The sequence below is a fragment of the Streptomyces sp. NPDC051963 genome, from assembly GCF_044593495.1.
In the GTDB taxonomy this organism is placed as follows: domain Bacteria; phylum Actinomycetota; class Actinomycetes; order Streptomycetales; family Streptomycetaceae; genus Streptomyces.
Genome location: NZ_JBIUCC010000001.1, coordinates 365,984 through 382,400, shown reverse-complemented (window position 1 = coordinate 382,400; position 16,417 = coordinate 365,984). Strand labels below are relative to the sequence as shown.

The 16,417-nt window shown below is 71.7% G+C and carries 1 protein-coding gene and 1 pseudogene; both read left to right on the top strand.

All coding sequences use genetic code 11. The features are described 5' to 3' along the window. The first annotated feature begins 6 nt into the window (after positions 1–6). Positions 7–10,797: an SDR family NAD(P)-dependent oxidoreductase gene (locus ACIHFB_RS01595; protein ID WP_400124885.1), complete on the top strand. Its 10,791-nt coding sequence runs from the start codon at positions 7–9 to the stop codon at positions 10,795–10,797. Between the two features lie 81 nt (positions 10,798–10,878). Further along, a pseudogene (locus ACIHFB_RS01590) lies at positions 10,879–16,407 on the top strand (type I polyketide synthase); the annotation flags it as partial. Between the last annotated feature and the right edge of the window lie 10 nt (positions 16,408–16,417).

Below are 16,417 nucleotides of genomic sequence, written 5' to 3'. Positions count from 1 at the left end.
AATCAAGTGAGTGCGTCGTATGAAAAGGTCGTCGAGGCGCTACGGAAATCGCTCGAAGAGGTCAATTCGCTGAAGAAGCGAAACCGCCAACTCGTCGACGCCTCGCGCGAGCCGGTGGCTGTGGTGGGCATGGCGTGCCGGCTGCCCGGCGGGGTGGCCGGGCCGGAGGACCTGTGGCGATTGGTGCGTGACGGCCGCGACGCCGTGACCGGTTTTCCCGAGGACCGCGGCTGGGACCTGGAGGGCCTGTTCGACTCGGACCCGGAGCGTGCCGGCACCACGTACGCCACCCAGGGCGGTTTCCTCCATGAGGCGGGCCTCTTCGACGCCGGGTTCTTCGGGATCTCCCCGCGTGAGGCGCTGGCGATGGACCCGCAGCAGCGGCTGCTCCTGGAGACCTCCTGGGAGGCCATGGAGAGCGCCGGCATCGACCCGGTCTCGCTGAAGGGCGCCGATGTCGGAGTGTTCTCCGGGGTGTTCGGCCAGGGTTATGTCGCGCCCGGCGCCAGCGTGGTCACACCGGAGTTGGAGGGCTTCGCGGGCACGGGCGGATCGACGAGTGTGGCCTCGGGCCGGGTGTCGTACGTCTTCGGCTTCGAGGGCCCTGCGGTCACGATCGACTCGGCGTGTTCGTCGTCGCTGGTGGCGATGCATCTGGCCGCGCAGGCGCTGCGGCAGGGCGAGTGCTCGATGGCGCTCGCCGGCGGCGCGACGGTGATGGCCAACCCCGGTGCCTTCGTGGAGTTCTCGCGCCAGCGCGGTCTGGCCACCGACGGCCGCTGCAAGGCGTACGCGGACGGCGCCGACGGCACGGGCTGGGCCGAGGGCGTGGGTGTCGTCGTACTGGAGCGCCTGTCGGTGGCGAGGGAGCGCGGGCACCAGATCCTCGCGGTCCTGCGGGGCAGCGCGGTGAACCAGGACGGCGCGTCCAATGGCCTGACGGCCCCGAACGGTCCCTCGCAACAGCGGGTGATCCGGCGGGCCTTGGCCAGCGCGGGGCTTTCCCCTGCGGACGTGGATGTGGTGGAGGGCCATGGCACGGGTACGGTCCTCGGCGATCCGATCGAGGCGCAGGCGCTGCTGGCGACGTATGGCCGGGACCGCGAACAGCCGCTGTGGCTGGGCTCGTTGAAGTCGAACATCGGACACACTCAGGCCGCCGCGGGTGTGGCCGGCGTGATCAAGGTGGTGCAGGCGCTGCGGCACGGCATGATGCCGCCCACGCTGCACGTGGACGCTCCCACGTCTCAAGTGGACTGGTCCGCGGGTGCGGTGGAGCTGCTGACGGAGGCGCGTGAGTGGCCGCGCAACGGGCATCCGCGCCGGGCGGGTGTGTCCGCGTTCGGCGTCAGTGGGACGAACGCCCACTTGATTCTGGAGGAGGCGCCGGAGGACGAGGCGCCGCAGCCGCCGGTGTCCGGTGGTGCGGTGCCGTTGGTGGTGTCGGCGCGGAGTGAGGGGTCGCTGGCGGGGCAGGCCGGGCGGCTTGCGGCGTTCGTCGAAGTCGGGAGCGTGCCTCTTGCCTCGGTGGCCGGGGCGTTGGTGTCGAGTCGGGCGCTGCTGAGTGAGCGTGCGGTGATCGTGGCCGACTCGGATGCGGAGGCCCTGGCCGGGCTGGAAGCGCTGGCGCGGGGTGAGAGCGCGCCCGGTGTGGTGCTCGGTGGCGTGGCCGGTTCGGGTGGACCGGGCAAGGTGGTGTGGGTGTTCCCGGGGCAAGGCTCCCAATGGGTCGGTATGGGCCGGGAGTTGCTTGATTCGTCGCCGGTGTTCGCGGAGCGGATCGCGGAGTGTGCGGCTGCCCTTGAGCTGTGGATCGACTGGTCGCTCATCGACGTACTGCGGGGTGACGCCGCTCCGGAGCTCTGGGAGCGGGTGGACGTCGTACAGCCCGCGAGCTTCGCGGTGATGGTGGGTCTTGCCGCTGTCTGGTCGTCGGTCGGAGTTCGGCCCGATGCGGTGCTGGGTCACTCGCAGGGTGAGATTGCTGCCGCGTGTGTGTCGGGTGCGCTGTCGCTTGAGGATGCGGCGCGGGTGGTGGCGTTGCGGAGTCAGGCGATTGCTTCGCAGTTGGCCGGGCGTGGTGGCATGGCCTCGGTCGCGCTGAGCGAGGACGAGGCCGTCGCGCGGATTGAGCGTTGGGCGGACCGGGTTGAGGTGGCCGCGGTCAACGGGCCGTCCTCGGTGGTGATCGCCGGTGATGCCGAGGCCCTGGACGAGGCGCTCGAAGCACTCTCTGGCGACGGTGTTCGGGTGCGTCGGGTTGCCGTGGACTACGCCTCGCACACCCGGCACGTGGAAGACATCCGCGACACCCTCGCCGAAAAGCTGGCGGACGTGACCGCCCAGGCGCCGACGCTCCCCTTCTACTCCACCGTCACCGGCGAATGGATCCAGGACGCCGGCATGCTGAACGGCGACTACTGGTACCGCAACCTCCGCGGCCAGGTCGGCTTCGGTCCGGCCGTGGCCGAGTTGATCCGGCAGGGCCACGGGGTCTTCGTCGAGGTCAGTTCGCACCCGGTGCTGGTCCAGCCGATCACCGAGATCGTCGACGACGCCCCGGATGCCGTCGTCACCGGTTCGCTGCGCCGTGAAGACGGCGGTCTGCGGCGGCTGTTGGCCTCGATGGCCGAACTCTTCGTACGTGGCGTGCCCGTGGACTGGACCGGCGTCCTGCCCGCCGCAGCCATGTCGGCCGGCGTCGACCTGCCGACGTACGCCTTCGACCACCAGCACTACTGGCTGACGGAGACCGAGGCGGCGACGGATGCGGCGTCGCTGGGTCAGGCGGCGGCCGATCACCCCCTCCTCGGTGCCGTGGTGCACCTGCCGCAGTCCGACAGCATGGCGTTCACCTCGCGTCTGTCGCTCAAGTCGCATTCCTGGCTGGCCGATCACGCGGTCGGCGGTGTCGTCATCCTGCCCGGTTCGGGGCTGGTCGAACTGGCCGTGCGGGCCGGTGACGAGGCAGGCTGCGAAGTGCTGGAAGAGCTGGTGATCGAGACACCGCTGGTGGTGCCGGAACAGGGCGGCGTACGCATTCAGGTCGCCGTCGGCACACCGGGCGAGAGCGGCTCGCGCACGGTGGAGGTCTACTCCCAGCGCGAGGATGCCCCCGGAGACGGGGAGACGTGGACGCGGCACGCCACCGGCACGCTGACGCCCGAGTCGTCGGCCCAGGAGACCGGTTTCGACTTCGCCGCGTGGCCGCCGGCGGAGGCGCAGTCCGTCGAGGTGGGCGACTTCTACACCGATCTGATCGAGCGCGGCTACGGCTACGGCCCGGCGTTCCAGGGCGTGCGCGCGGTGTGGCGGCGCGGCGAGGACGTCTTCGCCGAGGTCGCGCTGCCCGAGGAGCAGCGCAAGGAGGCCGGCGGGTTCGGTATCCACCCGGCGCTCCTCGACGCGGCCCTACAGGCCGCCACGATCGGGAACGCGGCGGGCCAGGACGGTTCCGAGGCGCCGGTGTTGGCGTTCGCCTGGAACGGCCTGCGGCTGCACGCGGCGGGCGCCTCGGTGCTGCGGGTGCGGATCGCCCCCAACGGCCCCGACGCGCTGACGGTCGAGGCCGCCGACGATGCCGGCAGCCCCGTGGTGACGCTGGACTCGCTGGTGTCCCGGACGGTGTCCGCCGAGCAGCTGGAGCGGCCGGTCGACGCCGCCGTCGCCAACGCGCTGTTCCGGCTGGAGTGGAGCGAACTACCCCCGGTGCCGGGGTCGGAGCTCCCGCCGTCGTGGGTGCCGGTGACCACACCCGACGACGTGCTGGCCGTGGCCGGGAGCGGCGCCGCTCCGGCGGTGGTGGTCCTGGAAGCCGTGGGTGACGACGCCGACGACGCCGTACTGGCGTTGTCCTCCCGGGTGTTGGGTGTGTTGCAGGCGTGGTTCGCCGCGGACGGCCTCGACGAGTCGCAACTGGTGGTGGCGACCCAGGGCGCCGTGGCCGCCGGGGACGGCGTCGTGACGGATCCGGCCGGAGCGGCCGTCTGGGGCCTGGTGCGTGCCGCCCAGTCCGAGAACCCCGGCCGTGTCGTCCTCCTCGACACCGACCCCGCCGCCGAAGGCGGTGTGGACTCGGTCCTGGACTCCGTACTGGGGCCGGTGGCGGCCAGTGAGGAGCCTCAGGTCGCCCTCCGCGGCACGGTCATGTCGGTTCCCCGGTTCGCCCGCGCCGGCGGTCAGGTCGCTGACGCGGCCGCGGTGTTCGGGCCGGAGGGGACTGTGCTGGTCTCGGGTGCCGGGTCGTTGGGCGGCGTGGTGGCCCGGCATCTGGTCTCCCGGTATGGCGTACGGCAGCTTGTGCTGGCCAGTCGTCGCGGGCTGGACGCCGAGGGTGCGCAGGAGCTGGTGGCCGAGCTCACCGAGCAGGGCGCGACAGTGTCGGTCGTGGCTTGCGACGTGTCGGACCGCGAGCAGGTCGAGGCGCTGCTTGCCTCGGTGTCCGACCTGCGCGGTGTGGTGCACACGGCCGGCGTGTTCGACGACGGGCTGATCGGGGCGCTGACCCCGGAGCGGCTCGCGGGCGTTTTCGCGCCGAAGGTGGATGCCGTACGCCACCTCGACGCGCTGACCCGTGGCCTGGAGCTGGACGCGTTCGTCGTGTTCTCGTCCGTGGCAGGCCTCTCGGGAGGCGCCGCGCAGGGCAACTACTCGGCGGCGAACGCCTTCCTGGACGGCCTGATGAGCAGCCGCCGGGCCGCGGGCCTGCCGGGCCTGTCCCTCGCCTGGGGCCTGTGGGAGCAGTCCCTCGGTATGGCAGGCCACCTCAGCGCCGTCGACCAGGCGCGGGCCGGCCGCCATGGTGTGCTGGAGATATCGGCGGCCGAGGGCATGGAGCTGTTCGACGCCGCTCTCGTGTCCGGGCAGGCGCTGTTGGTGCCGATCAAGCTGGACCTGAAGGGAGTGCGCGCCGACGTGGCGGCGGGTGCGGTGGTCCCGCTCCTGCTGCGCGGTCTCGTACGGGCGGGCCGACAGCAGGCCCGGGCGGCGAGCACCGCCGGCGAGGGCCGACAGCTGGCCGACCGGCTGGCCGGACTCACGGCCGCCGAGCAGGAGGCCCTGCTTCTCGACCTGGTGCGGGCGCAGGCCGCGGTCGTACTCGGGCACAGCGGGCCGGAGAGCGTCCGGCCGGACACCGCGTTCAACGAGGCCGGGTTCGACTCGCTCACCTCGGTGGAACTGCGCAACCGGCTGCGCGAGGCCACCGGCCTGAAGCTTCCCCCCACGCTCGTCTTCGACTACCCCAGCCCGCTCGTCCTCGCCCGCCATCTGCGCGAGGAGTTCGGTGAGGTGGCGGCACCGGAGCCGCAGGCGCCGACGGCCGGTGCGGTGGCCGTCGCCGCCGACTTCGACGAGCCGCTCGCCGTCGTCGGGATCGCGTGCCGGTACCCGGGCGGTGTGACCTCGCCCGAGGAGCTGTGGCAGCTGGTCGTCGACGGCGTCGACGCCGTCTCCGACTTTCCCGACGACCGGGGCTGGGACCTGGAGGGCCTGTTCGACCCGGACCCCGACAACCCCGGCACCTCCTACACCAGCCAGGGCGGCTTCCTCCAGGGAGCGGGCCTCTTCGACGCAGGGTTCTTCGGTATCTCGCCGCGTGAGGCGCTGGCGATGGACCCGCAGCAGCGACTCCTCCTGGAGACCTCCTGGGAAGCCCTGGAGGGCGCGGGCCTGGACCCGACGACCCTGAAGGGCACCGACGTCGGCGTGTTCACCGGTGTCTCCGGCCAGGGCTACGGCGGCAGCGAGGTCACTCCGGAGATGGAGAGCTTCGCCGGCACGGGGCTGGCGTCGAGCGTGGCCTCGGGCCGGGTGTCGTACGTCCTCGGCTTCGAGGGCCCGGCGGTGTCGATCGACACCGCCTGCTCCTCCTCCCTGGTCGCGATGCATCTGGCCGCACAGTCGCTGCGGCAGGGCGAGTGCTCGATGGCGCTGGCGGGCGGCGCGATGGTGATGGCGACACCCGCCACCTTCATGGCGTTCTCGCGGCAGCGCGGACTGGCGGGCGACGGCCGCTGCAAGGCGTTCGCGGACGGCGCCGACGGAATGGGCCTGTCCGAGGGCGTGGGCGTCGTGGCCCTGGAGCGCCTGTCGGTGGCACAGGAGCGCGGACACAAGGTGCTCGCGGTGCTGCGCGGCAGTGCGGTGAACCAGGACGGCGCGTCCAACGGACTCACGGCTCCCAACGGTCCCTCGCAGCAGCGGGTGATCCGCAAAGCGCTGGCCAATGCCGGGCTCTCCCCGGCCGACGTGGATGTCGTCGAGGGACACGGAACGGGCACGTCTCTGGGTGACCCGATCGAGGCGCAGGCGCTCCTCGCGACCTATGGCCGGGGCCGTGACCCGGAAAAGCCGCTGTGGCTGGGCTCGTTGAAGTCGAACATCGGCCATGCGCAGGCGGCCGCCGGTGTGGCCGGCGTCATCAAGATCGTGCAGGCGCTGCGTCACGGCGTGCTGCCCCCGACGCTGCACGTGCAGCAGCCCTCGTCTCAAGTGGACTGGTCCGAGGGCGCGGTGGAGCTGCTGACCGAGGCCAGGGAGTGGCCGCGCAACGGTGCTCCGCGCCGGGCCGGCGTGTCCTCGTTCGGCGTCAGCGGGACCAATGCGCACCTGATCTTCGAGGAAGCGCCCGGAGACGACGAGACGCCTGCCGCGGAGACACAGCACCCGCTGGTGTCCGCCGATGTGGTGCCGCTGGTGCTGTCGGCGCGCAGCGAGGGTTCGCTGGCGGGTCAGGCCGGACGGCTCGCGGCCTTCATCGACGAGGCCGACGGGGTGCCGCTGGCCTCCGTGGCCGGGACACTGGTCGCCGACCGTACGCTGATGAGCGAGCGTGCGGTGATCGTGGCCGGCTCGGACGAGGAGGCGCTGTCCGGGCTCCGGGCGCTGGCGCGGGGCGAGAGCGCGCCGGGTGTCGTCTCCGGTTCGGGGACGCCGGGCAAGGTCGTGTGGGTGTTCCCGGGCCAGGGTTCCCAATGGGCCGGTATGGGCCGGGAGTTGCTCGACGATTCGCCGGTCTTCGTGGAGCGGATCGCGGAGTGTGCGGCTGCCCTTGAGCCGTGGATCGACTGGTCCCTCGTCGACGTACTGCGTGGCGAGGCCGAGCCGGAGTTGCTGGAGCGGGTCGATGTGGTCCAGTGCGCCAGCTTTGCCGTGATGGTCGGCCTGGCGGCGGTGTGGTCGTCGGTGGGTGTGCTGCCGGATGCGGTGCTGGGTCACTCGCAGGGTGAGATCGCGGCGGCGTGTGTGTCCGGTGTGCTGTCCCTCGACGACGCGGCGCGCGTCGTGGCGTTGCGCAGCCAGGCAATCGCGGGGCAGTTGGCCGGGCGGGGCGGCATGGCGTCCGTGGCGCTGAGCGAAAGCGACGCCACGGCCCGTTTGGAGCGGTGGGCGGACCGGGTCGAGGTGGCCGCGGTCAACGGCCCGTCCTCAGTCGTGATCGCCGGTGACGCCGAGGCCCTGGACGAGGCGCTCGAAGCACTCTCAAGCGACGGTGTTCGGGTGCGGCGGGTGGCGGTGGACTACGCCTCGCACACCCGGCATGTGGAGGCCATCCGCGACACCCTCGCCGAGGCTCTGTCCGGCATCGATGCCCAGGCGCCGCTGGTGCCCTTCTACTCGACCGTCACGAGCGGCTGGGTGGGGGACGCCGGTGTCCTGGACGGCGGCTACTGGTACCGCAATCTGCGCGGACAGGTGGGCTTCGGCCCTGCGGTGGCCGAGTTGATCGGACAGGGACACGGCGTCTTCGTCGAGATCAGCGCGCACCCGGTACTGGTCCAGCCGATCAACGAGATCGTGGACGAGAGCGACGCCGCTGCCGTGCTGTCCGGTTCGCTGCGCCGTGAAGAGGGCGGTCTGCGGCGGCTGTTGGCCTCCATGGCCGAGCTGTTCGTGCACGGCGTGCCCGTGGACTGGACCGGCGTACTGCCGTCTGCCGGGACCGGCGTGGAGCTGCCGACGTACGCCTTCGACCGCCGGTACTACTGGCTCCACACCGCACAGACCGCCACCGACGCGGCCTCTCTCGGACTGGCCGGGACCGATCACCCGCTGCTCGGCGCGGTGGTGCGGCTGCCACAGACCGACGGGCTGGTGTTCACCTCGCGCCTCTCGCTGAAGGCGCACCCCTGGCTCGGCGATCACGTGGTCGGCGGCCTGATGCTCGTTCCCGCCACCGGGCTGCTGGAGTTGGCCGTACGGGCCGGTGACGAAGCCGGTTGCAGCGTCCTGGAAGAGCTGGTGACCGAGGCGCCGCTGATCGTGCCCGAGCAGGGCGGCGTGCGGGTCCAGGTCGCCGTGGGCGCACCGGACGAGAACGGTTCACGCACCGTGGAGATCTACTCCCAGCGCGAGGACGCCCCCGACGACGGGGAAACGTGGACCCGGCACGCCACCGGCACGCTGTCCGCCTCGGCTTCGGCCCGCGGCACGGACTTCGACTTCGCCGCCTGGCCGCCGTCCGGTGCCCAGCAGGTGGACCTGGACACCGGCGATCTGTACGAGGGCATGCTCGAGCGGGGCTACGCGTACGGCCCCGTGTTCCAGGGCCTGCGTGCGGTGTGGCGGCGCGGCGAGGAGCTCTTCGCCGAGGTCGCCCTGCCCGCGGAGGAGCGGGGAGAAGCCGCGAGCTTCGGTCTCCATCCCGCGCTGCTCGACGCCGCTCTCCAGGCCGGGACGTTCGCTGCCGCGGACACGGCGGAGGAGGAACCGGGGCAGCCGGTGATGCCGTTCTCGTGGAACGGCCTGGAGCTGCATGCCGCGGGTGCCTCGGCGCTACGGGTGCGGATCGCGCCGAACGGCCCGGACGCGCTGTCGGTCCAGGCCGCCGACGAGACGGGCAGCCCGGTGGTGACGATGGACTCGCTGGTGATGCGGGCGGTGAACATCGAGCAGCTCGGTGCCACGGCCGCGGAGAGCGGCAACGCGCTGTATGCGGTGGAGTGGACCGATCTGCCCCCGGCCCAGGGCACCGAGCCCGCGCCCGCGTGGGTGCCGGTGGCCACGGCCGACGACATGGCAGCCCTGGCCGTGGGCGGCGGGGTACCGCCGGTCGTGGTCCTCGAGGCCGTCGGCGGCGACGACGAGGACGCCGTACTCGCCCTGACCTCCAGGGTGTTGGGCGTGGCGCAGGTATGGCTGAACGCGCCCGGTCTTGAGGAGTCCCGCCTCGTGGTGGTGACCCGGGGCGCGGTGTCCGTCGGCAGCGACGGCGCCGTGACGGATCCGGCCGCCTCGGCGGTCTGGGGCCTGATACGCGCCGCCCAGTCCGAGAACCCCGACCGCATCGTCCTCCTCGACATCGATCCCGCTGCCGAAGGCGGACTGGAGCCGGTGCTGGACTCGGTCCTCGCCACGGTGGTGGCCGGCGGGGAGCCGCAGATCGCGGTGCGCGGCACGGCGGCCCTTTCCGTGCCCCGGCTCGCCCGCTCCGGCGGTCAAGTCACGGACACGGGCGCGGTGTTCGGACCGGAGGGCACCGTCCTGGTCTCGGGTGCCGGGTCGTTGGGTGGCCTGGCGGCCCGGCATCTGGTCTCCCGGCACGGCGTACGCCACCTCGTGCTCGCCAGTCGTCGAGGGCCGGACGCCGAGGGCGCGCAGGAACTGGTCGCCGAACTCACCGAACACGGCGCGACGGTGTCGGTCGTGGCCTGTGACATGTCCGACCGCGACCAGGTCGAGACGCTGCTGGCCTCCGTGCCCGACCTGCGCGGTGTCGTGCACACGGCCGGCGTGTTCGACCCCGGAGTGATCGGAGCGCTCACCCCGGAGCGGCTCGCGGGCGTGTTCGCGCCGAAGGTGGATGCCGTACGCCACCTCGACGCGCTCACCCGCGGCCGCGACCTGGACGCGTTCGTCGTCTACTCCTCCGCCTCGTCCGTGTTCATGGGCGCGGGCAGCGGCGGCTACGCGGCGGCGAACGCCTTCCTGGACGGCCTGATGGCGAACCGCCGCGCCGCGGGCCTGCCCGGGCTCTCCCTGGCCTGGGGCCCGTGGGAGCAGCTCACCGGCATGGCGGGCAACATCGACGATCTCACCAAGGCCCGGATGAGTCGCCGCGAAGGCCGCGGTGGAGTCCTCGCACTCGGCACCAGCGAGGGCATGGAGCTGTTCGACGCCGCGCTGGGATCCGAGCACGCGCTGCTGGTGCCGGTCAGCCTGGACCTGAGGGGAGTACGGGAGGACGCCGCCGCGGGCGGTGGAGTGCCGTACCTGCTGCGCGGCCTGGTGCGAGCCGGCCGGCAGCAGGCGCAGAAGTCCGGCCGCGCCGGCGGGCAGCGGCAGCTGGCCGACCGGCTGACCGGACTCACCGCGGTGAAACAGGAAGCCCTGCTCCTCGACGCGGTCCGCGCGACGGCCGCGGTCGTGCTCGGCCACAGCGGGCCGGAGCACGTCCGGCCGGACACCGCGTTCAACGAGGCCGGATTCGACTCGCTCACCTCGGTGGAACTGCGCAACCGGCTGCGTGAGGCGACCGGTCTGAAACTCCCCGCCACCCTGGTCTTCGACCACCCGACCCCGCTGGCGCTCGCCCGCTATCTGCTGGCCGAGCTCGCCGTCGAGGAGGCGTCCCCCGCCGACACGGTGCTGGCCGGTCTCGCCGGTCTGGAGGCGGCCATCGAGTCCGCGGCACCCGACGAGGAGGCCCGCGACCGGATCACCGTACGCCTGCGAGAGCTGCTGAAGGCAGCCGAGTCGGCGGGCGATCTGGGCAGGGGCACGGGACCCGCGGACAACGAGGATCTCGAAACCGCGAGCGACGAGGAACTGTTCGCGCTCTTCGACCAGCTCGACTGAGCCACACCCGTACGGCCCCGCACAGACAGTGCGGAAACCACCACGGCAATCGCACACACCATTCCCTAGGGGTTGAATCAAGTGGCTGACGAGGCACAACTCCGCGACTACCTCAAGAGGGCCATCGCCGACGCCCGCAATGCCCGCGAGCGGCTGCGCGAGGTCCAGGACCAGGCGCGCGAGCCGATCGCCATCGTCTCCATGGCGTGCCGATACCCGGGCGGTATCTCCTCGCCCGAGGAGCTGTGGCAGCTGGTCGCCGACGGCGTCGACGCCGTCGGAGGCTTCCCCGAGGACCGGGGCTGGGACCTGGAGGGCCTGTTCGACGCCGACCCCGACCACGCTGGCACGTCGTACGTCACCCAGGGCGGCTTCCTGGAGGGTGCCGGCCTGTTCGACCCCGGGTTCTTCGGTATCTCGCCGCGTGAGGCGCTGGCGATGGACCCGCAGCAGCGTCTCCTCCTGGAGACCTCCTGGGAGGCGGTCGAGCGGGCGGGCATCGACCCGGTCTCGCTGAAGGGCGCCGACGTCGGGGTCTTCTCCGGGCTGTCCGGCCAGGGCTACGGAGCCGGAGCCGGTGTGGTGACCCCGGAGACCGAGGGCTTCGCGGGCACGGGGGCGTCTTCGAGCGTGGCCTCGGGCAGGGTGTCGTACGTCCTCGGCTTCGAAGGCCCCGCTGTGTCCCTCGATACGGCGTGCTCCTCGTCCCTTGTCGCCATTCACCTGGCGGCGCAGGCACTGCGGCAGGGCGAGTGCTCGATGGCGTTGGCGGGCGGGGCGATGGTGATGTCGACGCCCGGCAACTTCGTGGCGTTCTCGCGGCAGCGGGGTCTGGCCTCCGACGGCCGCTGCAAGGCGTTCGCGGACGGCGCCGACGGAATGGGCCTGGCCGAGGGCGTCGGGGTTGTGATCCTGGAGCGCCTGTCGGTGGCGCGGGAGCGCGGCCACCGGGTGCTCGCGGTGCTGCGCGGCAGTGCGGTGAACCAGGACGGCGCGTCCAACGGACTCACGGCACCCAACGGTCCCTCGCAGCAGCGGGTGATCCGCAAGGCGCTGGCCAACGCAGGGCTTTCCTCGGCCGATGTGGACGTGGTGGAGGCCCATGGGACGGGGACGGCTCTGGGCGATCCGATCGAGGCGCAGGCGCTGCTGGCGACGTACGGCCGGGACCGGGATCCTCAACAGCCGTTGTGGCTGGGGTCGTTGAAGTCGAACATCGGGCATACGCAGGCCGCCGCCGGCGTCGGCAGTGTCATCAAGATGGTGCAGGCGCTGCGGCACGGCCTGATGCCCTCGACACTGCACGTGGACGCCCCCACGACTGAAGTGGACTGGTCCGAGGGTGCCGTGGAGTTGCTGACGGAGGCGCGCGAGTGGTCGCGCGGCGGCCGTCCGCGCCGGGCGGGCGTGTCCTCGTTCGGAGTCAGTGGGACGAACGCCCACTTGATTCTGGAGGAGGCGCCGGAGGACGAGGTGCCGCAGTCGCCGGTGTCCGGTGGTGTGGTGCCGTTGGTGGTGTCGGCGCGCAGTGCGGGTTCGCTGGCGGGGCAGGCAGGTCGGCTTGCGGCGTTCGTCGAAGGCGGGAAGGCGCCCCTTGCCTCGGTGGCCGGGGCGTTGGTGTCGAGTCGCGCGCTGTTGAGCGAGCGTGCGGTGGTGGTGGCCGACTCGGAGGACGAGGCGCTCGCCGGGCTGAACGCGCTCGCCCGCGGTGAGAGCAGTACGAGTTTGGTGTCCGGCAACGCGGGATTGGATGCGCCGGGCGGGGTGGTGTGGGTGTTCCCGGGCCAGGGCTCGCAATGGGCGGGTATGGGCCGGGAGTTGCTTGATTCGTCGCCGGTGTTCGCGGAGCGGATCGCGGAGTGTGCTGCGGCTCTGGAGCCGTGGATCGACTGGTCGCTCGTTGATGTGCTGCGGGGTGATGCCGAGCTGGAGCGGGTGGATGTCGTTCAGCCTGCCAGCTTTGCGGTGATGGTCGGGCTGGCGGCGGTGTGGTCTTCGGTGGGTGTGCTGCCGGATGCGGTGCTGGGTCACTCGCAGGGTGAGATTGCTGCCGCGTGTGTGTCGGGTGCGCTGTCTCTCGAAGACGCGGCGCGGGTGGTGGCGTTGCGCAGTCAGGCGATTGCTTCGCAGCTGGCCGGGCGGGGTGGCATGGCCTCGGTGGCGCTGAGCGAGAGCGAGGCAGTCGCGCGCATAGAGCGGTGGGCGGACCGGGTCGAGGTCGCTGCCGTCAACGGGCCGTCCTCAGTCGTGATCGCCGGTGACGCCGAGGCCCTCGACGAGGCGCTCGAAGCACTCTCGAACGACGGTGTCCGGGTGCGACGGGTTGCCGTGGACTACGCCTCGCACACCCGGCACGTGGAGGACATCCGCGGCACTCTCGCCGAGAATCTGGACGGCATCAATGCCCAGGCGCCGGTGGTGCCCTTCTACTCCACCGTCACCGGCAGTTGGGTGGAGAAGGCCGGGGTCCTGGACGGTGGCTACTGGTATCGCAACCTCCGCGGCCAGGTCGGTTTCGGCCCCGCGGTGGCCGACCTCCTCAGCCAGGGTCACGGCGTGTTCGTGGAGGTCAGTTCGCACCCGGTACTGGTCCAGCCGATCACCGAGATCGTCGACGATGCCACGGGTGCCGTAGTGACCGGTTCGCTACGGCGTCAGGAAGGCGGCCTGCGTCGCCTGCTGACCTCGATGGCCGAACTGTTCGTGCGCGGGGTGCCCGTGGACTGGACCGGCGTACTGCCTGCCGGTGCCGAGTCGGCCGGCGTGGCCCTGCCGACGTACGCCTTCGACCACCAGCACTACTGGCTCCAGGCGACTGGAACGGCCTCCGACGCGACCTCCCTCGGCCTCGCCGGAGCCGATCACCCGCTCCTCGGCGCCATGGTCCAACTGCCGCACTCCGACGGGCTGTTGTTCACCTCACGTCTCTCGCTGAAGTCGCATCCCTGGCTGGCCGATCACGCCATCGGCGGCCTGGCTCTCCTCCCGGGTACCGGACTGGTCGAACTGGCGGTGCGTGCCGGTGACGAGGTCGGCTGCGGGGTGTTGGAAGAGCTGGTGATCGAGGCGCCGTTGGTGGTGCCCGAGCAGGGTGGCGTACGGCTGCAAGTAGCCGTGAGTGCGCCGGGCGAGAACGGTTCGCGCACCGTGGAGATCTACTCCCAGCGCGAGGACGAAGCCTGGACGCGCCATGCCACCGGACTCCTGGCGGCCTCGCCCGCCACCCGTGCGGGGGAGTTCGACTTCACCGCCTGGCCGCCGGCCGGCGCGGAGCCCGTCGAGGTCGGCGGCTTCTATGACGAACTGCGCGAGCGCGGAGTCGGCTACGGCCCGGCGTTCCAGGGCGTGCGCGCGGTGTGGCGGCGCGGCGAGGAGGTCTTCGCCGAGGTCGCCCTGCCCGAGGAACACCGTAAGGAGGCCGGCGGGTTCGGTATTCACCCGGCCCTCCTTGACGCGGCTCTGCAGACGGGAACTTTCGGGGCCGCGGCGGGTACGCAGGGGGAGGAGGAAGCCGGGCAGCCGGTGCTGGCGTTCGCGTGGAACGGGCTGGTGCTGCACGCCGCGGGCGCCTCGGCGCTGCGAGTGAGGGTCGCCCCCAACGGCCCGGACGCGCTGTCGGTCGAGGCTGCCGACGAAACCGGCAGCCTCGTGATCACGATGGACTCGCTGGTGTCCCGGGCGGTGTCCGCCGAGCAGTTGGCGACAGCGGCGGACGCGGCGGCTGCCGAGTCGCTGTTCCGGGTGGACTGGACCGAGCTGCCTCCGGCCCAGGGAGCGGAGCCCTCGTGGGCGCCGGTCGCCACCGCGGACGACGTGGCAACCCTGGCCGGAAGCACCGAAGTTCCGGCGGTGGCGGTCCTGGAGGCCCTCGGCGCCGACGGTGAGGACGCCGTACTCGCCCTGACCTCCCGGGTGTTGAGCGTCGTGCAGGCATGGCTGACCACCGACGGCCTCGACGATTCCCGCCTTGTCGTGACGACCCGGGGTGCGGTGCCCGCCGGTGACGGCGTGGTGACGGACCCCGCCGGGTCGGCGGTGTGGGGTCTGGTCCGTGCCGTCCAGGCCGAGAACCCGGACCGGATCGTCCTGCTCGACACCGACACCGACACCGACACCGACACTGACACTGACACCGACACCGACGGCTCACCGTCCGCCGTGCTGGGTGCGGTCCTCGCCGGCGACGAGTCGCAGATCGCGGTGCGCGGGGCAACCCTCTCCGTACCCCGCCTCGCCCGCGTTACAGATGACGTGACGGACACGGCCGCGGTGTTCGAGCCGGAGGGGACCGTTCTGGTCTCGGGCGCCGGATCGCTCGGCGAACTGATCACCCGGCATCTGGTCGTCCGGCACGGCGTACGCCACCTGGTCCTCGCCAGCCGCCGAGGCCCGGTCGCCGAGGGCGTCCAGGACCTGGTCACCGAACTCACCGAACACGGCGCGACGGTCTCCGTCGTGGCCTGTGACATGTCCGACCGTGACCAGGTCGAGGCGCTGCTGGCATCGGTGCCGGACGAGCACCCCCTCACCGGTGTGGTGCACACGGCCGGTGTGTTCGAGGCGGGACTCGTCGAGACCCTGACGCCCGAGCGCCTGGCGAAGGTCTTCGCGCCGAAGGTGGATGCCGTACGCCACCTCGACGAACTCACCCGCGGCCTGGATCTGGACGCGTTCGTCGTCTACTCCTCCGCCTCGTCCGTGTTCATGGGCGCCGGCAGCAGCGGCTACGCGGCGGCGAACGCCTTCCTGGACGGGCTGATGGCCCATCGTCGCGCCGCTGGCCTGCCCGGTCTCTCCCTGGCCTGGGGCACGTGGCACCACGCCACCAACATGACCACTCACCTCAGCACCGACGACCAGGCGCGGATGAGTCGACGTGCCGGGCGTGACGGCGTCGTGGCGCTCAAGCCCGTCGAGGGCATGGAGTTGTTCGACGCCGCCGTCGTGTCCGAGCACTCCCTGCTCGTGCCGGTCAGGCTGGACCTGCGCGGAGTGCGGGCCGGTGCGGCGGCCGGCGGTACGGTGCCGCATCTGCTGCGCGGCCTCGTACCGGCGGGACGGCAGCAGGCACGGGCGGCAGCCGGACAGGGCAGCGACCTGCTCAGCCGGCTGACCGGACTCGCCGAGGCCGAACAGGAGGCTCTGCTCCTCGATCTGGTGCGCACCCAGGCCGCGGTCGTGCTCGGGCACACCGGACCTGACAGCGTGCAGCCGGAGACGGCGTTCAAGGAGGTCGGCTTCGACTCGCTCACCTCGGTGGAGCTGCGCAACCGGCTGCGTGAGGCGACCGGTCTGAAGCTTCCCGCCACGCTGGTCTTCGACCAGCCGACCCCGCTCGTGCTCACCCGCCATCTGCGCGACGAACTCGGTGTCGGCGACGACGTGCTGTCCCGGGTGAACGCGAAGATCGAAGACGTCGAGTCGCTCATCAGTGCACTGAGCCTCGACGAATCCATGAAATCCAGTATCGCGCTGCGCCTTCAGGGTCTGGTGGCCAGGTGCAATGGAGTTGTCGAGCAGACGGACGTTTCCACGGTGGCGGAGAAGCTGGAATCCGCTTCGGCCGACGAAGTCCTCGACTTCATCGATGAAGAACTCGGGCTCGTGTGAGACCGGCTCC